This is a genomic window from Thioclava sp. PTB-PU3-1, from assembly GCF_055666785.1.
This window is the reverse complement of the sequence record NZ_JBVNVL010000007.1, coordinates 1-20,528: the sequence shown is the minus strand read 5'-3', so window position 1 is coordinate 20,528 and position 20,528 is coordinate 1. Positions and strand designations below refer to the sequence as shown.

Genomic DNA, 20,528 nt, shown 5'->3' with positions numbered 1-20,528 from the left:
TTCCGAAGCGGCGCGATCACTCGGCGATGATCGGCAAGGGCGCGCGCAATTCCCCCTGCCCTCAGGCCAAGCCAAGCTCTGCAAGGATTTGGGGGAGCTTCTTTTTGACCTTGAAGAACCCGGCCGTGGCATGGGGCCAGATCACGCGATCCCACTCCCGCGTCAGCTCACACAGCGCGATGTCGCGCTCGCCCAGCGCCGCCTCCGCGCTCTCGCGCCAATCGCCGAGCGGTCCGGTCGGAATGTAAGGCGTCACGAGTTGCCGCACGCCGAAGCTTTGCGCCCAATCGACCAGCGCGGACGGGCCACCGGCCTTCAGGCGTTGCACGTCCGGCACCCCGACGCGCTCAGCGGCATCGGCAAGTGCGTCGCGCTCGAACCGCGCGACATGCGGCGCCACCTCGCGCGTCGAGCGCAGGTGGCTGGCGCTGAGGGTCGCCGCCCCGCGCAGATCGAACGCGCTCAGATCGAAATCCTCGACGCGGCAATCTTCCTCGGTGATCAGAAGCGCCGTGGGCAGCCCCGGCTGCGGCGCGCGCGGCGCGCGCAGTGGCGCAACCGGGGGCAGCCCTTCGGGCTGTTCCGCCTCCAGCCCCGCGCTCACCTCCGCCAATTGCGCGGGATCGGGCGCGAACCGCCCGCCGGTATAGCGCGCGATATTTCCGGCCTCGGCGGCGTAGAACTTGCCCCGCGTATGCAGCCCCGCCACCCAGCGCCAGCTGAGCGTGTTCGAGGCCGGATCGCCGTCGAGCAGATGGCGATAGAAGAAATCCGCCCCGATCCGCCACGGTAGCCGCAAGGTGAAAATCCAGATCGAGGCGAACCACATCCGGGCGTGATTGTGCAAATAGCCGGTCTCGCGCAGCTCGCACGCCCACGCGTCGAAACAGGCGATCCCGCTGCGGCCCGCCTCGGCCTCGGCCACGCGCGCGGCCAGATCGGGCGCGTCGTCGAGCGCGGCAAGGTCTTGCGCCAATCCGTCCCGATAGCGCGCCCAGACCTCAGGGCGATGCTCCAGCCAGCCCTTGAAATAGCCCCGCCAGAGCACCTCCTGCACGAATTTCTCCGCAGCCTCCGGCCCATGCGCGTCAAGCGCCCGCGCCACCGCCTCACGCTCCAGCACAAGACGGCGTCGCAGATAGGGCGAAAGTTGCGAGACGTCCCTATGCCGCCCCGCCCCGTGATCGAAATTGCGCCCCTGCGCGTAATCCGCGCCCATCTTCGGGGCGAACCGCGTCAGACGGTCCTCGCCAGCCGCGCGCGTGGCGGCGGTCAATGGCAAAGGCTCGGCAGCGGTCACGGCATCTCCTTCCGGGTCGGGCTACCGATCTACGCCGCGAGGGCCGTATGCGATCACTCGACCCGCTCGAACCGAACCGTCGGATTGCTCATCAGCGCTTCGAGCGACCCATCGAACGCGCCCAGCCGCACGAGGCCCGGCGAGTTGGCGAAAGGTTTGTAGAAGATCGCGAGATTGCCCCACGGCGCATAAAGCGTGATGTCGCCCGTCTTCGGCTCGTAGGCGCGCGGTGCGCCGGTCGTGTCGAGCTTGCGCGGCAGATCGGCGATCTTCTCGATGCCGTGGTAGTCGCGCAGGGTCAGCTCCAGCGGCATGAGCGCCGCGAAATCGCGCCCTGCCGGGGTGTCTTCGAGCTTGGCGGTCAGAACCGTCTCGCCTGCGGTCACGGTGATCGGGATCATGCTGTCTCCTTTCGTCTCCTGAGCGCAGGCCATGCTGGCGGCGACCCATAGCGCCGCGACGGGTGTCAGAAACTTCGTGAAGCTCATGGCCGATGCCCTCCTGCTGCTGGAGACAAATCTATGCGCGATTGCGCGGGAGGATTACCCCCCGCGCAATACTGCCACAGATGAGCGGCACTCATCAGTCGCCGTTTCAGGCCTGGGTCATGTCGATCACATAGCGATAGCGCGCCTGCTTGTTCACGACCTTCTCGCAGGCTTCGCCGATCTGCTCGGGGGTGATCATCTCATAGGTGGCCGCGACCCCGTGATGTGCGGCGAAGTCGATCACCCGCTGGGTCTCGGCAATGCCGCCCGTCATCGAGCCCGCGAGGCTCTGACGCCCGAAGCCCATCATCATCCCATGCGCCCCCTCGATCGGGAACAGCGCGCCAACATTGACCAGCGTCTTGTCGAGCTTGAGCAGGTTCAGGAATTGCTGCATCGGATAGGCCACCGGAACGGTCGAGAGCATCAGATCGAAGCTGCCCATCTGGCTCCGCATCGCGGCCTCGTCGGACCAGAGATAGGCCTCGGCGGCGCCGAAAGCCTTGGCATCGGCGATCTTGTCCTCGGAAGTGGTGAAGACGACGACCTCGGCCCCTTTCGCCGCCGCCAGCTTCACCGCGAGATGGCCCAGACCGCCCATGCCGATCACGCCATAGCGCTGGCCGGGCTGCAGATCCCAGTGATTGATCGGCGAGAAGGTGGTGATCCCCGCGCAAAGAAGCGGCGCGAACCCGGCCAGATCGCCCCCTGGCGGGATGCGCAGCGCGAAGTCTTCCTTCACGACGATCTTCTTGGAATAGCCGCCATAGGTCACCCCGCCCGAGATCTTGTCCTCGGAATTATAGGTGAAGGTCGTGCCGTTGAGGCAGTTCTGCTCGCGGTCGGCAAGGCAATTGGCGCAGGTGCCGCAGCTGTCGACCATCGTGCCGACCCCGGCGATATCGCCCTCGCGGAACTTGGTGACTTCCGCGCCGATGCCGACGACACGGCCGACCATCTCGTGACCGGGAACAAGCGGGAACTGCGGCATCCCCCAGTCGCCCTTGTAGGTGTGAATGTCCGAGTGGCAGATCGAGCTATACATGATCTCGACCACGACATCCTTCGGGCCAGCGGCACGGCGCGGGATCGTATGGGGCGCGAAACTGCCATCCGTGTCGAAGGCCGCCCAAGCCTGCACCTCGGAGGCTTCGAGCGATGCGCCGGCCTCTTGCGCGGCCGCTTGCGTGGCGACGCTCGCCGCCAAGGGGGCTGCGGCCAGCGCGGCGCCGCTGCGCAGGAAATTGCGGCGGCTTTCGCCATCGCGGGTCAGGGTTTGGAACGTGTCATTGCAGGACTGGCACATCTCGGGCCTCCTTTTTCGGGAACTGACGAAGAGCGCCGGAAGAAGGGTGGCGCCTGTCTTCCAACATGCCGCGAGACGCGCCGCAGATAATCACCGCTTTGCGCACAGCATCCATGAATCCTGCTCATGAGGCTTTCCGGCTTTTGCGGCATTAACCCGGCGCCTGCGGTCCTTACCTCAATGAGAGCGAGGCCAGGGAGATCACGGCCTCGCCATTGAAACGCAATCCAAGGGAGACCCCTGATGATCCGCACCTTCACGACGCTCGCCGTCCTTCTCGCCGCCCCCGCCGCCGTCGCGCAGTCGATGGAACTGACCCCGGCGGAGAGCCGCGCGGCCACGATCGGCAGCTCTGATACCTTCACCGGCACCGCGCTCGTCGCCCCCGTCTTCGGCCCTGACATGGGCGATGTGAGCGCGGGCGAAGTGACTTTCCTTCCCGGCGCGCGCTCGGCCTGGCACACCCATCCGGCAGGTCAGAAGCTCGTCGTGACGGCAGGCTCTGGCTGGGTGCAGGAACGCGGCCAGCCCAAGCAGCTGATGCAGGCAGGCGACGTGATCTGGTGCCCGCCCGGCATCGAGCATTGGCATGGCGCGACCGACACGACCCATGTGACGCATTTCGCGATCCAGCAAGTGGTGGATGGCTCCGCCGTGACCTGGGGCGAGAAGGTGAGCGACACAGACTATCTGGAGTGACGCCGCCGGATCCACGACTGAATAATCCGTGGACGTCATGAACCACGCGCATATATCGTGAGGGAGACCCGCCCGATGGCGACACCAACATTCAGCGAGGCCTCCCTCATGCTGCGCGAAAACATCAACGATCTTATCGCCTTGGCCGCCGTCGCCGAAGAGCGCAGCTTCACCAAGGCCGCGGCACGGCTCAACGTGTCGCAATCCGCGCTGAGCCATACGATCAAGGCGCTGGAGCAACGGCTGGGGCTGCGGTTGCTGACGCGCACCACGCGCTCGGTCGCGCCGACGCTCGAGGGCGAGGATCTTCTGGCCACGCTCAACCCCTGTTTCGAGATGATCGAGGCGCGGCTGCGCGCCCTTGATGACGCGCAGGACGAACCCACGGGCACGGTGCGCATCGTCTCGACCGATTACGCGATCGAGACCGTGCTTTGGCCGAAGCTCTCGCCGCTGCTCAAGCAATACCCCTCGATCAATGTCGAGCTGGTGATGGATTACGGCTTCACCGATCTGGCCTCGGCGCAATGCGATGCCGGGGTGCGCTATGGTGACAGCGTGAGCGAGGGGATGATCGCCACAAGGATCGGCCCGGACGAACGGATGCTCTGCGTCGGCGCGCCGTCTTATTTCGAGACGGCTGGCGTGCCGCAGACCCCGCATGATCTGAGCGAGCATAATTGTATCAACCTGCGGCTGGCGACGCATGGCGCGCTCTATGCCTGGGAATTCGAGGATGCCGAGGGCCACGAGATCCGGGTGAAGGTCTCCGGTCAGGCCTGTTTCAACACGATCGGCCTTGTCCAGCATGCAGCGATAGATGGGCACGGGTTGGCGCTGGTGCCGGACCGGCTCGCCGCACCCCATCTCGAAAGCGGCGCCCTGCAAGCCTGCCTCGAGGAATATTGCCCCTATTTCCCGGGATTTCACCTTTATTACCCCAGTCGCCAGCGCCCTTCTTCCGCCTTCGGCGCCGTGCTGGAAGCGCTGCGCGAGCGGGGCTGATCGGCCCCCTATTATCACGCCCGGGTGAATGAACGTGCGCATTCATGCTTGCCATTCATGAGTGCTATAAAAATTCCGCCGATTATCCTGTGGCGCATCTCGCCCTAGATTGCAGGACATGAACCGAAGCCGTGCTCTTGAAAAATGAGGGGCGCGGCGCACTCCAATGCAAGGAGCCAGACATGATCCTGAACGAAACCCTTACCCTCCCCAATGGCGTCGAGATCCCGAAACTGGGCCTTGGCACCTGGATGATCGACGATGACAAGGTGGCCGATGCGGTGAAGGCCGCCGTCGAGATGGGCTATCGCCACATCGACACCGCGCAGGCCTATGGCAACGAGCGCGGCGTCGGCGAAGGCATCCGCAATTGCGGTGTTCCGCGCGACGAGATCTTCCTGACCACGAAGCTCGACGCGGGCATCAAGAACTATGCCGATGCGAAAGCCGCCATCGACGGCTCGCTCGAGACGCTCGGGCTCGACCAGATCGACCTGATGATCATCCACAGCCCGAAACCCTGGACCGAGTTCCACGGTGACGATGGCTACTTCGAGGGCAACCTCGAGGCGTGGCGCGCGCTGGAAGAGGCCTATGAAGCGGGCAAACTGCGCGCGATCGGCGTGTCGAACTTCGAGAAGGCGGATCTCGACAACCTGCTCGACAACGCAAAGGTCAAGCCGATGATCGACCAGATCCTCGCGCACGTGTCGAACACGCCCTTCGAGCTGATCGACTATATCCAGAGCCACGACATGGTCGCAGAGGCCTATTCGCCGATCGGTCACGGCCAGATCCTCGACAATGCCGAGATCAAGGCGATGGCAGAGAAATACGGCGTCAGCGTCCCGCAGCTGTCGATCCGCTACGTGCTGCAACTGGGCATGGTCGCGCTACCGAAGACCGCCAACCCCGATCACATGCGCTCCAATGCGGCGCTCGATTTCGAGATTTCCGACGCCGATATGGAGGCGCTGAAATCGATCGAGGAGATCAAGGATTACGGCGAGGCGAGCATGTTCCCCGTCTATGGCGGTCAGCTTTAAGCCAGACCATCGCACCGCCGGGCCTGTCCCGGCGGTGCCTTTCAGGCCTTTCGATGAATCTCGCTCATGAGTGACTTGGCTTGATGCGGCATTAACCTGAGTGCCGCCTCCCCCATCTCTGAAGGACAAGATCAACCCGACAGGAGAGATGATATGAAAACCCGTTTTGCAGCTTCCGCCTTTGCCCTGATTGCGTCCTCGGCCTCCGGCGAGGCGCTCGATCGCACCATCCCCGACGCCGTTGGCCGCGCGGCCCCCGCGCTTGAAGCCTATTCCACCAATGACCTTCTCGGCTCGGTCTGGACCGGCGAACAGCTGTCCATGCGGGACCGCTCGCTCGTGACCTTCGCGGCGCTGATGACCCGCCATGAGACCGGGAACCTCCAGCGTTTCGTCGAACTCGCACTCGATAGCGGCGTGACGCCGGCCGAACTGTCGGAAACCGTCACCCATCTCGCCTTCTACACCGGCTGGGGCAACGCCACCGCCGCCGCAGAAGCTATGGCCCCGGTCTACGAGGCGCGCGGGATCGCCGCGGACAGCCTTCCCGGCGCAGAGGTCGACCTGCTGCCGCTCGATGAAGAGGCCGAAGAATCGCGCGAGAATTTCGTGCGCGGCACCTATGGCGATGTCTCGATGGGCGTGGTCGACAATACCCGCGAACTTCTGTTCCGCGACCTCTGGCTGCGCCCCGATCTCGCGCCGCGCGACCGGTCGATGGTCACCGTCGCAGCCCTGATCGCGGCGGGCCAACCCGAGCAGATGACCTTCCACCTCAACCGCGCGATGGATAACGGGCTGACGCAGGAGGAAGCGGGCGCGATGCTCTCGCATCTGGCCTTCTACGCGGGCTGGCCCAAGGTCTTCTCGGCGCTGCCGGTGGCCAAGGACGTCTTCGAGAACCGCGCCGAATAAAGGACCCTGCCATGAAGATCGCCATTCTCGGATCGGGACTGATGGGCGCGAAGCTCGGACGGATCTGGGCGCAATGCGGCCACGAGCTGCGCTTCGCCTATTCGCGCAGTCCGGCCAAGCTGGACCGGCTCGCCGCCGACACCGGCGGGCGCGCGACCTCCGTGGCCGAGGCGGTCGCGGATGCGGATGCGATCCTGCTCGCCGTGCATTGGAGCCGCATCGACGATTTGCTGGCTCAGGCCGGCGACATGGCAGGCCAGGTGGTGCTCAACTGCTGCGTTCCGCTCGATACGAGCAATAGCGATCTCGTGCTCGGCCCCAAGACCTCCGGGGCCGAGCAACTCGCCACCATGCGCCCCGATGCGCGCTGGGTGGCCACATTCAACACCTCTCCCTCCGAGAGCTTCGCCCCGGTCTTCGCCCGCAAGGGACAGGCCGACCCGCCGCAGCTTTTGATCTACGGCGATAACGACGGCGCGAAATCCGTCGCCCGCGGGCTGATCGAAGATATCGGCTTTACGCCGGTTGATGCGGGCGGATTGCGCACCGGGCGTTTCGTCGAGCCCTTTGCAATGGTCACCGCCGAGCTAGCCTATGGGCAACCCGGCGGTCCCGCCCTGACCTATCGTTTCGAAAAACTGCGCGGCTAAGCCCGCGCGCCCCTACCCCAAGAAAGGAGTTTTCCCATGAAAATCATTCGCTCCGGCACCAACGCCTCGATGCAGGGCCCCGAAGACTGGTTCACCGGCACCGTCCGCGTCGATCCGCTGTTTCAGGCCGAAGAGCCCGGCCGCACCTCGGGCAGCCACGTCACCTTCGAGCCCGGCGCGCGCACCGCATGGCACACCCACCCGGCGGGCCAGACCCTGATCGTCACCTTCGGGCGCGGCCGCGTTCAGCGCGAAGGCGGCCCTGTCGAAGAGATCAGCCAAGGCGATGTCGTGTGGTTCCCGGCAGGCGAAAAGCACTGGCATGGCGCCTCGTCCGAGACCGCGATGAGCCATATCGCGGTGCAGGAAAGCATCGACGGCTCGCCGGTCACCTGGCTCGAGAAAGTCGCCGACGAAGACTATAACGGCTGACCTTGAGGGCCGGGCCCGCGCGGCTCGGCCTTCTCTTTCTTCTTCCCCCGAATTGTCCAAAAAAGGCCCCGCAATGCCCCGGCCGCATATCACTTGCCACATGATCACCACGCTCGACGGACGGTTGAAGACCGAAGGGTGGCCCTATTCCGAAGACGAATTGCTGACGATCTACGATGCGGTCGGTGCGCGTCTGGAGGGGCAAGGCTGGATCATCGGGCGCGCCTCGCTCGAAGGCTGGGTGCCGCATGTCGAACCGATGCTCGACCCCGCGCCCACCCCGCGCCCCGATCGACTGGCGGATCTGGCGGGCCGCACCCTCGGCATCGTATTCGACCGAAAGGGGCGGCTCTTGCCGGATACGGACGAACTCGAGGGCGACCATATGGCGATCGTGCTCTCCGAGCGCGTCGCGCAGGCGCATGTCGAGCGGTTGATAGACCGCGGAATCTCGGTCGTGTTCGGCGGCCCCGACGGTGACGATATCGAAGACGCGCTGAGCCGCATCGCCGAGGGGTTCGGGATCGACCGGCTGCTGCTGGAAGGCGGCGGCACGCTGAACGGCACCTTCCTCGCCAAAGGTTTGATCGACGCGACCAGCACCCTGATCCTGCCCCTGATCGACGGCAATAGCGGCGCGCCCGTGATCTACGAACAAGGCACCGGCCCCGCGCATTCGCTGGAGCTGGTGCAGACCGAGACGCTGGATGACGGTGTCGTCTGGCTCCGCCACCGCGTGAGCAGGGAAAGCTGAGACAGGCTTGCCCCAAAGCCCCGCGCGCCATCGTGGCGCTCGTGCTCGTGGCGGCGCAACTCTGAGCGAAGCATGGCGCAACGGTGCCTGCTCGCCTTGAGCGATTTTTCCCTCAACTTCCGCGAAAGACCAACGGCGTCGGACCTAGCCCCCGTCTTTCTCCTGCAGTTGTCGAAAGATATAGGGACCTGTGTCAATATTCTTGCTACTGACTGACCGGTCAGTTATTTTCTCCCCATGACAGATCCCGACTCGCCCGAGCCCAAATTTCGACGTCGCGCAGAGGCGCGGCCTGACGAGGTGCTCGACGCGGCGCTCTCGCTCTTCGATGAAAAGGGTTACGCCCATACGTCGGTGGCGCAGATCGCCAAGACGGCGGGTCTCTCCAAGGGCGCCGTCTACCTCTACTTCCCGTCGAAACAGGCGATCCTCGAAGGCTTGGTGCGCCGGGCGGTTTCTCCGATCGCCACGCGGGCGCAATCCTTGGTCGCGATGACGTCCGACGACGCGCGCTCCACGCTGCGCGCGCTGTTCTCGCTGATCGCGACCTCGCTCGGGGATCCGAAAGTGCTGGCGGTGCCCAAGGTCGTGATCCGCGAGGCCGTCGTCGCCCCCGAGATCGCCGCGATGTATCGGCGCGAGGTGTTCGACCACGTCCTGCCCGCCGCCACCGAAATCATCCGACAGGGCATCGCGTCAGGCCAGTTGCGCCCGGTCGATCCCGAACTGACCCTGCGCTCGATCATCGGCCCGATCGTCGTCCATCTTCTGCTTGCGGAGATCTTCGATGTCGTGCCGGAGGACGGGCTGTCGCTCGATCGGCTGATCGAGAACCACCTCGACATTCTATTCCACGGCGTTTTCCTGTCACCGGAGGGTTCGACCGATGCTTGATACCATTGTTGCGTGGATCAGCGCCCTGCTCACCGCGATCATTCCCGGCTATGGGGACGCCCCGGTGCCGCATTACTCCGGCTATGTGGAGGGAGAATACGTCTATGTCGCCCCTTCGGTCACCGGACGCATCAAGACGCTGGCGGCGATCGAAGGCGACAACGTGAAGGCCGATCAGTTCCTCTTCGACATGGATTCGACGAAACAGCAGGCGGCGCTGCGGGCTGCCGAGGCCAAGATCGGGACTGCCAGCGCCAATCTCAACAACCTCGAGACCGGATCGCGCGACCCCGAGATCGAGGTGATCAAGGCCTCGCTGGAGCAAGCCATCGCGCATCGTAATCTCGCGGAATCCGCGCTGAAACGCACCGAGGACCTGTTCGCCCGCGAGATCGTCGCGCAGGCCAAGGTGGACGTCGACCGCGCCGCTCTGGAAGAAGCCGAGGCGCAGGTGGCCCAGCTCAAGGCGCAGCTCGAAGTGGCGGCCCTGCCCGCGCGCAGCGCGCAGGTTCTGGCCGCCCAGAAAACGCTTGAGGCAGCACAGGCCGATGCCGATCTCGCGCGGTCGCAGCTGGATGACATGACGGTCACCGCCCCCGTGGCCGGTCGGATCGAGACGATCTATTACAAGGCCGGGGAAGTGGCCGCAGCCGGGGCGCCTGTGCTGTCTATCCTGCCGCCGAACGCGCTCAAGGTCCTGTTCTTCCTGCCCGAGGCCGAGCGCGCGGATTTCGCCATTGGCGATCAGCTGGAGATGGAATGCGACGGCTGTGACCCCGACATCAAGGTGACGATCAGCAAGATGGCTTCAGAGCCGCAATACACGCCCCCGATCATCTACTCGCGCGAAGAACGCTCGCGGCTCGTGTTCCGGGCCGAGGCGCGAATCCCGGCGGGCGTGTCGCTCCTGCCGGGCCAGCCGGTCAGCCTGAGGCGGCCGCAATGAGCACGACACCCGCCGACAGCGTGAGCGACCGGAGCGAGCCCGCGATCGTCGTGAAGGGGCTCACGAAGATCTACAACGGCAAGAAGGTGGTAAACGCGGTCGATATGTCAGTGCCCAAAGGCGCGATCTACGGCTTCATCGGGCCCAACGGTTCGGGCAAGACCACCACGATCCGGATGATGTGCGCCCTGCTCACCCCCGATGGCGGCGAAGGTCACACGCTCGGCTACGACATCCACATGGAGGCGCGCGCGATCAAGGAAAACGTCGGCTACATGACGCAGAAGTTCTCGCTCTATGGCGATCTGACGATCCGCGAGAACCTCGACTTCATGGCGCGGATGTATCGGGTGAAGAACCGCAAGAATGTGGTGGACGAGACCCTGCGGACCCTAGGCCTCGAAGGGCGCGGCAAGCAGTTGGCGGGCACTCTGTCGGGCGGGTGGAAACAGCGTCTGGCGCTGGCCGCCTGCATGCAGCACAAGCCCGCGCTCCTGCTTCTCGACGAACCCACAGCCGGGGTCGACCCGAAGGCGCGGCGCGACTTCTGGGACGAAATCCGCCAGCTCAGCAAGCAGGGCGTCACGGTGCTGGTCTCGACGCATTACATGGATGAGGCGGTGCAATGCGATTACATCGCCTACATCGCCTATGGGAAGAAGCTGATCGACGGCCCGGCGGCCGAGATCCCGCATCAGGTCGGCCTGACCACATGGCGGGTCTCCGGCCCCGACTTGATCCAGTTGGAGGAAGAGCTGCGCGCCGATCCACGGGTCGAACAGGTCGCGCGCTTCGGCGCCCAGCTTCATGTGTCCTCGACCGACAGCGCCGGGCTCGACGCGGTCGTCGCTGAAAAGAGCGGAGAGAACGACGCGCGCAAATGGGAGAAGAAAGAGGCCGAGCTTGAAGAGGTCTTCATCTACCTGATGGCGACAGCGGCCGACAATTTCGGTATCAACGGAGGCCCCTCCGCATGAGTTGGTTCTCTTTGTCGCGTTTTGGAGCGGTGCTCTACAAGGAATTCATCCAGATGCGGCGCGACCGGATGACCTTTGCGATGATGATCGGCATCCCGATCCTGCAGCTGGTCATGTTCGGCTACATCATCAATTCCGACCCGCACCACCTGCCCACCCTGATCGAGATGGCCGATGAAAGCCCGGTGGCGCGCGCGGTGCTGTCGGGCATGGAGACCTCGGATTATTTCAAATTCGAGGGCATCGTCACCAGCGCTGAGGAAGGCGATCAGGCGCTCCGCGACGGCACGGCAAATTTCGTCGTGGTCATTCCGCCCAATTTCGAGCGCGACATCGTGCGAGGCCTGTCGCCGAAACTGCTCGTCAGCGCCGACGCGTCCGACCCGACGGCCGTGGGCACCGCTGTCGGCGCGCTGTCGGGGATCATCGACACTGCGGTGAAGCAGACCTTCCAGGGCCCCCTCGCCCCGGTCGCAGGGCAACCGCCGCCCTTCTCGGTCGTGGTGCACAAGCAATTCAACCCGGCGAGCAAAACCTCGCTGAACATCGTGCCCGGCCTGATCGCCGTGATCCTCGCGATGACGATGGTGCTGATCACCGCCATCGCGATCGTGCGCGAGACAGAGCGCGGCACGATGGAGACCCTGATCGCCACACCGGTCCGGCCGCTCGAGGTGATGCTGGGCAAGATCCTGCCCTATGTCGTGATCGGCTACATCCAGACCGTCGTGTTCCTGATCGCCGGGAAGCTTCTGTTCGGGGTGCCGTTCCTCGGATCGGGGCTGGCCTTCTTCATCGGGTTCAACCTCTACATCGTAGTGAACCTCGCCCTCGGCTTCCTGATCTCGACCCTCGTGCGCACCCAGATGCAAGCCATGCAGGCGAGCTTCATGACAATCCTGCCCACCATCCTGCTCTCGGGTTTCATGTTCCCCTACGCCGGCATGCCCGGCTGGGCGCAGGTGATCGGCTCGGCGATCCCCGCCACGCATTTCCTGCGCATCGTGCGCAAGGTGATGCTGAAAGGCGCGCACCTGACCGACATCACCGGCGACTTGCGGGCGATCTTCATCATCGGCGTGGTGATCATGCTGATCTCGATGCTGCGCTATCGGCAGACGCTGGATTGAGGCGCTTCGGCAAGGGGTTCGGATCAGGTCGGAGCGCGTCGCGATTTCTCACGGCAGCTCATCCCACGAAAAAGGGGCGCGCCGCGCTGCGACCGCCCCTTTGAATTGCAGGTCGCGCGCCTCGCGGGGCGCGCGGTTTTTTCAGTCGAAGCTCGGGTAGATACCCTGCATGGCGATGCAATAGACGAGCCCTAGCGTCGGCTGATCGTTCTCATGCGGCTGGCTGCCGCCAGTGGGTGCGATCGCGCCGGGCGCAAAGCTGGTCGCATCCTGGATTGGCGTGCCGGTATAGCCATTGGCCCCCGTCGAGATCCAGGTATCGCCTGCAGTCGGCGCGGCACTCGCATCCGTGCCTTCAGGAAACACCGAAAGCGAATGCGAATGCGGCGGCAGATCGGCTTCGGTCAGCGTCACCGTATCGCTGCCCACCCGCTGGCCGAGCGCGCGAGGGGTAAGCCCCGGCCCTACGCCCTGTCCGGCAACGACGCTCAACGGCGAACCACTGCCTCCGTTGAGATTGGGCAGCCCGAAGGTCGTGCGCCCGTCCCCGCCATAGGTCGTCCCGATCAACGAGTAGACCGCCGAGTATTGTGACATCGGCAAGACCTGCCCGTCACAAGGCATCCAACCCTTGGGGATGAAATTGTAGGGAAATGGCATGACCGTGCAAAGAATGGGGTCCATATCCTGTCCTTTCCGAAAAGACCGGGCGCGCTTACGAGCGCGGCGGGTAAATACCGTCATAGGCGATGCAGTAGTTCATCACCGTGGTCGGCATCATGTTCTGGTGCGGGTGGGACGCACCGCTCGACCCGATCGAGGCCGGGTTCAGCGTCGCGGGCGCGCCACCGGGCTGGGCCGCGTAGCGCGTGACACCCGTGCCATCTGCGGTCGCGAACTCGACCTCCGGGCCGGGCACGGCGGTCGCGTTGGCGGCCGGGCTCTGGCTCGACGCCTGGATCGCGTGGGAATGCGACGGCATCTCCGCGACGCTCAACGTGACCGTCTCCTCACCGACCTTGTCGCCGACCTTGTAGACCGAGAGCCCCGGCGCGTGTCCCATGCCGAGCGGAATGCGCCCGCGCAGATCCGGCACGCCGAAAGTCGTGACGCCGTCGCCGCCATATTGGGTTCCGATAAGCGAGAACAGCATCTGATATTGGTTGATGGGCAACAACTGCCCCTGACAGCTGAGCCAGCCGCGCGGCGTGCGCGGGAAGGCAAACAGCGTGATTTGTCCGACAATGGGGTCCATGAATATATCCTCTCCGTTCCGGCGGATCCGTTGCGCGCTTTACGCGCGCTGCGGGAAGATGCCCTGGAGGGCGATGACGTAATTGACGCAAAGCGAGGGCTGCATGTTGGGATGCGCGATTCCGCCGCCCGTGTGACCGATATTGGTCTGCGCCAGCGCGACCGGCGCCTCGGCGCTGCCATAGAGATTGCCAGCGGGAATATTGCCCGAAGCGATCACCATGTCGTCGGGCGCAATCGGCGCGCGTCCCGCGATCGCCAGCTGCGAGGCCACGAAAGGGTGGCTGTGGCTGGGCATCGTGGCGTCCGTGAGCGTGACCGCCTCGCTCCCCAGTTTTTGCCCGCGCGCCTGCATGGTGGCACCGCGCGGGCTGCGCCCACGAAGATCCGGGAGGCCGAACGTGGTCCGCCCGTCCCCGCCGAACTCGGTCCCGAGAAGCGAGAAAAGCGCAGAATACTGCGCGATGCTCATCAACTGTCCATTACACAACGCCCAGCCCTGCGGCGCGAAATCGAAGGCTACGGGCATGATCATGCCCAGAAATGGTTCCATCGAACTGTTCCCTTGAATTCTCCTCTAAGGCGAGGCTACGGGCGAATATGTCCTGCGACAACTTACAACTATGTGTTGTGGGACTATATTGACAAATTACCCAAACGGGAGCTCGCGATGCGCGCGCGAGAGCGCTGCAGATGACGCCCCCTGGCCACCCGGCGACTGCGCTCTTCGCGCCACAGCCCTGTCGGCACATTTCGGCAAGATCCCGGCAATACGCGCTAAAGATTGACGAAAATTAATACGCGACATAGCGTCAACATCAGGGAGCAGAGACTCGCGCATTATTTTACCAATTGCCCCACGGGGATTTTCAGACGATTTGCATTGATGCGTCCGGGCCACGCTGCAATTTCAGTGGGGACAACAAGATATGTTCAGGGCATTGACGCTGAGCGGTCGCATTGCATGCGCCGTCAATAAGGCATCCAACCGATTTTCTCGCATAACGCGAATTTCGACCCTCCGAATTTTCATTTTGCGACTTCTGGCAGGCGTGCTTCTGACAACCGCCGGGGCGAGCGCCTCTCTGGCCGCCTGCGGCACCGGCACGACGCTGTTATTGGATGGCGGGCAGGGGTCGACAAAGACGCTCAACGTGAGTGCGGAATGTCTCGATGTCCAATATGGCCTCTATGACGCGACGGGGGTCAACGCGAACGCCTATTGGCCGATCCAGGGCGACACGGTTAATAATCAGATCACGAGCCAGACCTTCACGGATCCGAATTCAGGCGCGGTGATCACGGTATCCCCGAATCTCGACACAAGCACCGGCACCTATATTTTCCCGACTTACACGGTCACTCTGGACACCGCTCCGACGACCTATCCGGCCAGCGGAGTTCCGGTCACGCTCTATTACGCATCGGGCATCTCCTCGGGCGGAAATACCACAACCAATACCACCTACACCGTCACATTCACCTTCCCGGCCCCCGCGACCGCACCGGATGCACCGACGAATGTCTCGGCCACGGCCGCCGATAGCAGCGCGCAGGTCAGCTTCTCGCCCCCAGCCTCGAATGGCGGCGACCCGATCACCGGCTACACCGTGACCTCAACGCCGGGTAGCTTCACCGGAACCGGCACGACCGCCTCCCCGATCACAGTGAACGGCCTCACGAACGGCACCAGCTATACCTTCACCGTCACCGCGACGAATAACTTCGGGACGAGCCCGGCCTCGAACCCCTCGAACGCAGTAACGCCGAAGGCTGCACAGACGATCACCTTCGCCAATCCGGGCGCGCAGAATTACGGCACCTCGCCGACGCTGAGCGCAACCGCGTCCTCCGGCCTGCCGGTAAGCTTTTCTTCGACCACCACCGGGGTCTGCACCATCACCTCTGGTGGCGCTCTGACCTTTATCTCGACCGGCACCTGTACGATCGACGCCGATCAGGGGGGCGATGGCACCTATAACCCCGCCCCGACCGTCACGCAGAGCTTCGCCGTGAACGCGGTCGCGCCGGGCGCGCCCACAATCGGCACCGCGACGGCGGGCGATGGACAAGCCGAGGTCAGCTTCACCCCGCCCGCCTCCGATGGCGGCGCGACGATCACCGGATACACCGTGACCGCCACGCAGGGCGGGTTCACCGGTACCGGGAGCAGCTCGCCGATTACGGTAACGGGCCTGACCAACGGCACCAGCTATACCTTCACCGTCACCGCGACGAATTCCGTCGGGACGAGCCCTGCCTCCAGCGCCTCGAACGCGGTGACCCCGAAGGCCGCTCAGACAATCACATTCACCAATCCGGGTGCGCAAACCTACGGCACCTCGCCGACGCTGAGCGCAACCGCTTCGTCCGGCCTGACGGTCAGCTTCACGTCCTCCACGACGAGCGTCTGCACGATCACCTCGAGCGGCGCTCTGACATTCGTCTCGGCGGGCACCTGCTCGGTCGATGCAGATCAGGCGGGCAATGGCAGCTATCTTGCGGCGCAAACCGTCACGCAGAGTTTCACCGTCAACCCGACCACGGCTCCGCCACCCACCAATGTCACAGCCGTCGCCGGCGTCGAGAGCGCCACCGTGAGCTTCACCCCACCCACCGATACCGGGGGCGCGCCGATCCAGGATTACACAGTGGTGTCTTCACCTGGAAACAAAACCGCGAATGGCACCGGCACGTCGATCTCCGTCAACGGATTGACCGCCGGTACGGCTTATACGTTCACGGTCAGCGCCGATAACGGCTACGGATCGGCCGGGTTCTCAGCGCCCTCGAACAGCGTCACGCCGACGGCGGGCCAAACCATCACCTTCGCCAATCCGGGCGCGCAGGATTACGGCACCTCGCCGACGCTGAACGCAACCGCGTCCTCCGGCCTGACGGTCAGCTTCTCTTCGACCACCGCCGGAGTCTGCACGATCACCGCAGGTGGCGCGCTGACCTTCGTCTCAGGGGGCACCTGCTCGATCGACGCCGATCAGGCGGGCGACAGCACCTATAATCCCGCCCCGACCGTCACGCAGAACTTCGCCGTGAACGCGGTCGTACCGGGCGCGCCGACGATCGGCACCGCGAAGGCGGGCGATAGTCAAGCCGAGGTCAGCTTCACCCCACCCGGTTCCGACGGCGGCGCGACGATCACCGGATACACCGTGACCTCCACGCCGGGCGGGCTCACCGGAACCGGGACCGGCTCGCCGATTACCGTGTCGGGCCTCACGAACGGCACTAGCTACAGCTTCACCGTCACCGCGACCAACTCTGCAGGCACCGGCTCGGCCTCGGCCGCGTCGAACAGCGTCTCGCCGCTGGCGGCGCCGACCGCGAATGCCGTGAGCCTCACCGTAGGATATGGCTCGACCGACACCGCGGTGCCGCTGAATTTCTCCGGCGGCGCGGCGACATCGGTCACGGTCGCCTCGGGGCCCAGCCACGGCTCGACCAAGGTGAGCGGCACCACGATCAGCTATACGCCCACGGCGGGCTATCACGGCGCGGACAGCTTCACCTATACCGGCACGAACGCGACGGGCACCTCCGCTCCCGCGACGGTCACGATCACCGTCTCGGCGCCCACTTTCACCGTGACCTCGGGCGCGCTGTCGGATGGGCAGGTCGGCACGAGCTACTCGGCCACGCTGAGCGTCTCGGGCGGCACCGGGCCCTACACGTTCGACACGGCCGCGAAGACCGGCTCGTTCCCGCCGGGGCTGTCGCTCTCAGCCACCGGCACGCTCAGCGGCACGCCCACGGCCAATGGCAGCTACAGCTTCACCGTAAGCGGCCATGATGCCAGCACGCCGAATGCGAGCTTCCAAAGCGCCACGATCACCATCGCGATCCAGCGCGCCGCCCCCACGATCACCGCGATCAGCCCGGCACAGGGGTCGGCCAGCGGCGGCACCTCCGTCACGCTGACGGGGAGCGATTTCACCGGCGCGACGGCGGTCAGCTTCGGGGGGAAGGCCGCGAGCGGCTTCACCGTCAATTCCGACAGCCAGATCACCGCGACCGCGCCTTCGGGCACCGGCACGGTGCATGTAAGCGTGACCGCGCCGGGCGGCACCTCGAGCGCCACCAGCGCGGATCAGTTCGCCTATCTGTCAAATGTCGCGACGCTCTCGGCGCTGAGCGTGAGCCAGGGCACGTTGAGCCCCGTGTTCAGTTCGCGCACGAGCGGCTATTCGGTGGACCTGCCCTATGGCACGGGCTCGATCACCGTCACGCCGACGGCCACGGATAGCGGCGCGAGCCTCACCGTGAACGGCAATGCGACCGCCTCGGGCAGCGCGTCGGCACCGGTCTCGCTGGCGACGGGGGCGAACACGATCACCGTGGTAGCCACCGCAGCCGATGGGATCGCGACGCAAAGCTACACCATCACCGCCACCGTGGCGCGCCAGACCGATACGATCACCTTCGCCCCGGTCAGCTCTCCGGTGCGGATCGGCACTGCGCCTTTCGCAGCAACCGCGACGGCGATCTCTGGCCTGACGGTGACGCTAAGCAACGCGACGCCGTCGGTCTGCACGCTCAGCGGCGCTGTGGTCACGCCGGTCGCGGCGGGTAGCTGCCAGATCACCGGCACGACCGCCGGCAATGCGAGCTACGCGCCGGGCAGCGCCACGCTGACGGTTCTGGTCGAGGTCGCGCCCGATCCGACACAGGATCCGGATGTGATCGGGATCGTGACCGCGCAGAACACCATGGCGATGCAATTCGCCCGCACGCAGATCGGGAACTTCTCCTCGCATCTCGAAGCGCTGCGCGACGGCAATGGCCTGCGCGACAGTTTCGGCGCGCGTCTGGGCATTCCCAGCGTGACCCGCGCGCGCGGTTTTGCCGACCCGGTCGATCCGTTCGAGAACAAGACGGGCGGTACGCCCGCGCCGAGCCGAGGGGCTACGCGTGGCGCAGCTGCTGCGCCGACCCCATCCGTCTCGACCAGCGGCACCTCCGAGAACCTGTTCGGCCCGCAAACCGCGATCTGGACGGCGGGCACGCTGAACCTGACGAAGGACGGCGCAATCGACCTTCATAGCAACGGGCTCAGCGCGGGTCTCGACTACCAACCCAGCGCGGATGCGGTCCTCGGGCTCGGGCTTGGCTATGGCAACGGGCGCTCTGATATCGGCGGCGATGGCTCGAAGACCAGCGGGCATAGCGTGAACGCGGTGGTCTACGGGACCTTCCGCACCGGCGAACGCGGCTTTGTCGATGTGCTGGCGGGCTATGGCACGCTGGGCTTCGACAGTCGCCGCGCGATCTCGGGCGGGCCGGATATGGCCTATGGTTCGCGCGATGGCTCTCAGGTCTTCGCACAGGTCCGCGCCGGGATGGAGTTCCGGCAGGATAACTGGATGCTCTCGCCCTATGCGGGAATGCAGGTGATCTCGGGGCATCTGAATGCCTTTACCGAGCGCACTGCGGACCCGGCCGATGCGCTGAGCTTCGACCGCCAAAGCTTCGGCTCGACCCAGTTCGACTTTGGCCTGCGCGGCGGCTTCACCCGAAAAACAAGCTTCGGGACGGTCTCGCCGAACTTCCGGCTGGAATATAACCGGGTGATGAACCGCGATATCGCCGCGGGGATGAGCTATGCGGATCTGGTGAACGGCTCGCAATATGTGCTGAACCTGCCGCAATCCGATCAGGACCTGCTCACGATCGGGCTGGGCACGAATATCGCCTTCAAGGGCGGCACGCAGCTCAGCATCGACCTGCGCAACACCTCGGGGTCGAACAGCCACAGCAACAGCATCTCGCTGAGACTGTCCAAGCAGTTCTGACGCGGGAGACAGCCGAAAACCAAACGGGGCGAGGATGTGCATCCTCGCCCCGTTCCTGTTTCAGCTTGACGCCTTGGGATCAACGATAGACCAGCTTGGGTCTGGACCCATTTATCGGCTTGCGACCGCCTCGCCGGCGTAATTCACGCTCCCGAACTGATGGGGGCATGATGAGCAGTCTTTTCTGGCTGAGCGACGAGCAGATGGCGCGGCTGCGGCCGTTCGTCAGGATAACAGTCCACTGGACTGTTTTCTGACCTTCCTGACTTCCAAAGAGCCATGGCAAACCGCGGATCGATGACCGGCGGGTCGTGAGCGGAATAGTCTTCATCAATCGTAATGGCTTGCGTTGGTCCGATGCGCCGCCAGAGTATGGTCCACAGAAGACCCTCTAAAACCGATGGAAGCGCTGGAGGTGAGTGGCTGAACGCCACTGGTCCGAGAGAAGCCACGAACGGGGTATTTTCGCCCGGATGATGGAGGGGCTTGCTTCCGAGGCCGCCGACCGGAAGACAGTGATGATCGATGTGAGCAAGCGAACGCCATGCGTTCGAGTGAGCCTGCGCAAGTATCTCAAGGCGCACCGCACGGCTTCGAGCCTGCGGTTGAATAAGGGGGGCGTGGCCGGCTGATTGGGCGGAGTTCGAAGATCAGAAAACGATCCGGGGGATCGTTTTCCGGAGAACAGGTGGCATGAACACCAAGTTGCATGCCGTCATGGACGCGAACGGCCGCCCGATCAAGTTCTTCATGACAGCCGGCCAGGTCAGCGACTACACCGGTGCGGCGGCCCTGCTGAGCAAGCCTGCCCGAGGCCGAATGGCTGTTGGCCGATCGGGGCTATGACGCCGACTGGTATCGTGAAGGCTTGCCGGACAAGGGCATCAAGCCCTTCATCCCGGGCCGGAAGTCCCGAGGCAAGCCC

Annotated in this window: 18 protein-coding genes and 1 pseudogene; 13 read left to right on the top strand and 6 right to left on the bottom strand. The window is 64.6% G+C overall.

What is annotated here, in order from left to right:
* Window positions 1-61: 61 nt before the first annotated feature.
* From ACZ7GB_RS16615 to ACZ7GB_RS16605, 3 genes are all read right to left on the bottom strand, one after another.
* Complete coding sequence (locus tag ACZ7GB_RS16615; RefSeq protein WP_472159591.1) at window positions 62-1,300, bottom strand: FAD-binding domain-containing protein; 1,239 nt, start codon at window positions 1,298-1,300, stop codon at window positions 62-64.
* A gap of 53 nt (window positions 1,301-1,353) precedes the next feature.
* The gene (locus ACZ7GB_RS16610) at window positions 1,354-1,788 is read right to left on the bottom strand and encodes a cyclophilin-like fold protein (protein WP_472159590.1); all 435 of its coding nucleotides are present in this window, start codon (window positions 1,786-1,788) and stop codon (window positions 1,354-1,356) included.
* 106 nt (window positions 1,789-1,894) lie between these two features.
* Window positions 1,895-3,094: an NAD(P)-dependent alcohol dehydrogenase gene (locus ACZ7GB_RS16605; RefSeq protein WP_472159588.1), complete on the bottom strand. Its 1,200-nt coding sequence runs from the start codon at window positions 3,092-3,094 to the stop codon at window positions 1,895-1,897.
* Window positions 3,095-3,337: 243 nt separating this feature from the next.
* Here ACZ7GB_RS16605 and ACZ7GB_RS16600 point away from each other — a divergent pair, with 243 nt between their 5' ends.
* From ACZ7GB_RS16600 to ACZ7GB_RS16550, 11 genes are all read left to right on the top strand, one after another.
* The gene (locus tag ACZ7GB_RS16600) at window positions 3,338-3,793 is read left to right on the top strand and encodes a (R)-mandelonitrile lyase (RefSeq protein WP_472159587.1); all 456 of its coding nucleotides are present in this window, start codon (window positions 3,338-3,340) and stop codon (window positions 3,791-3,793) included.
* Window positions 3,794-3,868: 75 nt separating this feature from the next.
* Entirely contained in the window at window positions 3,869-4,798 is a 930-nt protein-coding gene (locus ACZ7GB_RS16595; RefSeq protein ID WP_472159585.1) for a LysR family transcriptional regulator, read from the top strand.
* Between the two features lie 182 nt (window positions 4,799-4,980).
* Entirely contained in the window at window positions 4,981-5,844 is an 864-nt protein-coding gene (locus ACZ7GB_RS16590) for an aldo/keto reductase (protein ID WP_472159583.1), read from the top strand.
* Between the two features lie 153 nt (window positions 5,845-5,997).
* Complete coding sequence (locus ACZ7GB_RS16585; protein WP_472159582.1) at window positions 5,998-6,759, top strand: carboxymuconolactone decarboxylase family protein; 762 nt, start codon at window positions 5,998-6,000, stop codon at window positions 6,757-6,759.
* Between the two features lie 11 nt (window positions 6,760-6,770).
* A complete protein-coding gene (locus tag ACZ7GB_RS16580) occupies window positions 6,771-7,409 on the top strand; it encodes an NADPH-dependent F420 reductase (RefSeq protein WP_472159581.1) in 639 nt (212 codons plus the stop codon).
* A 36-nt stretch (window positions 7,410-7,445) separates the two neighbouring features.
* Window positions 7,446-7,841 (top strand): (R)-mandelonitrile lyase, encoded by a 396-nt coding sequence (locus tag ACZ7GB_RS16575; RefSeq protein WP_078601764.1) that lies wholly within the window; start codon window positions 7,446-7,448, stop codon window positions 7,839-7,841.
* Between the two features lie 73 nt (window positions 7,842-7,914).
* Window positions 7,915-8,595, top strand: coding sequence for a dihydrofolate reductase family protein (locus ACZ7GB_RS16570; protein ID WP_472159580.1), 681 nt, complete (start codon window positions 7,915-7,917; stop codon window positions 8,593-8,595).
* Between the two features lie 237 nt (window positions 8,596-8,832).
* Entirely contained in the window at window positions 8,833-9,489 is a 657-nt protein-coding gene (locus ACZ7GB_RS16565) for a TetR/AcrR family transcriptional regulator (RefSeq protein ID WP_472159579.1), read from the top strand.
* Window positions 9,482-10,435: an HlyD family secretion protein gene (locus tag ACZ7GB_RS16560; protein ID WP_472159578.1), complete on the top strand. Its 954-nt coding sequence runs from the start codon at window positions 9,482-9,484 to the stop codon at window positions 10,433-10,435. The genes ACZ7GB_RS16565 and ACZ7GB_RS16560 overlap by 8 nt, the downstream gene beginning before the upstream one ends.
* Window positions 10,432-11,412, top strand: coding sequence for an ABC transporter ATP-binding protein (locus ACZ7GB_RS16555; protein WP_472159577.1), 981 nt, complete (start codon window positions 10,432-10,434; stop codon window positions 11,410-11,412). Before ACZ7GB_RS16560 ends, ACZ7GB_RS16555 begins: the two co-directional genes overlap by 4 nt.
* A complete protein-coding gene (locus tag ACZ7GB_RS16550) occupies window positions 11,409-12,542 on the top strand; it encodes an ABC transporter permease (protein ID WP_472159576.1) in 1,134 nt (377 codons plus the stop codon). Before ACZ7GB_RS16555 ends, ACZ7GB_RS16550 begins: the two co-directional genes overlap by 4 nt.
* Window positions 12,543-12,683: 141 nt before the next feature.
* Here the strand turns inward: ACZ7GB_RS16550 and ACZ7GB_RS16545 are convergent, their stop codons facing one another.
* From ACZ7GB_RS16545 to ACZ7GB_RS16535, 3 genes are read right to left on the bottom strand one after another with little or no spacing between them, the layout of a single operon-like run.
* Window positions 12,684-13,202, bottom strand: coding sequence for a phage tail protein (locus ACZ7GB_RS16545; RefSeq protein WP_472159733.1), 519 nt, complete (start codon window positions 13,200-13,202; stop codon window positions 12,684-12,686).
* 55 nt (window positions 13,203-13,257) lie between these two features.
* Window positions 13,258-13,797 (bottom strand): phage tail protein, encoded by a 540-nt coding sequence (locus tag ACZ7GB_RS16540; RefSeq protein WP_472159574.1) that lies wholly within the window; start codon window positions 13,795-13,797, stop codon window positions 13,258-13,260.
* Between the two features lie 39 nt (window positions 13,798-13,836).
* The gene (locus tag ACZ7GB_RS16535) at window positions 13,837-14,349 is read right to left on the bottom strand and encodes a phage tail protein (RefSeq protein ID WP_078523019.1); all 513 of its coding nucleotides are present in this window, start codon (window positions 14,347-14,349) and stop codon (window positions 13,837-13,839) included.
* A 499-nt stretch (window positions 14,350-14,848) separates the two neighbouring features.
* On the opposite strand from ACZ7GB_RS16535, the gene ACZ7GB_RS16530 reads away from it, so the two are divergent.
* A complete protein-coding gene (locus tag ACZ7GB_RS16530; RefSeq protein ID WP_472159572.1) occupies window positions 14,849-19,603 on the top strand; it encodes a fibronectin type III domain-containing protein in 4,755 nt (1,584 codons plus the stop codon).
* Between the two features lie 170 nt (window positions 19,604-19,773).
* A pseudogene (locus ACZ7GB_RS16525) lies at window positions 19,774-20,528 on the top strand (IS5 family transposase); the annotation flags it as partial.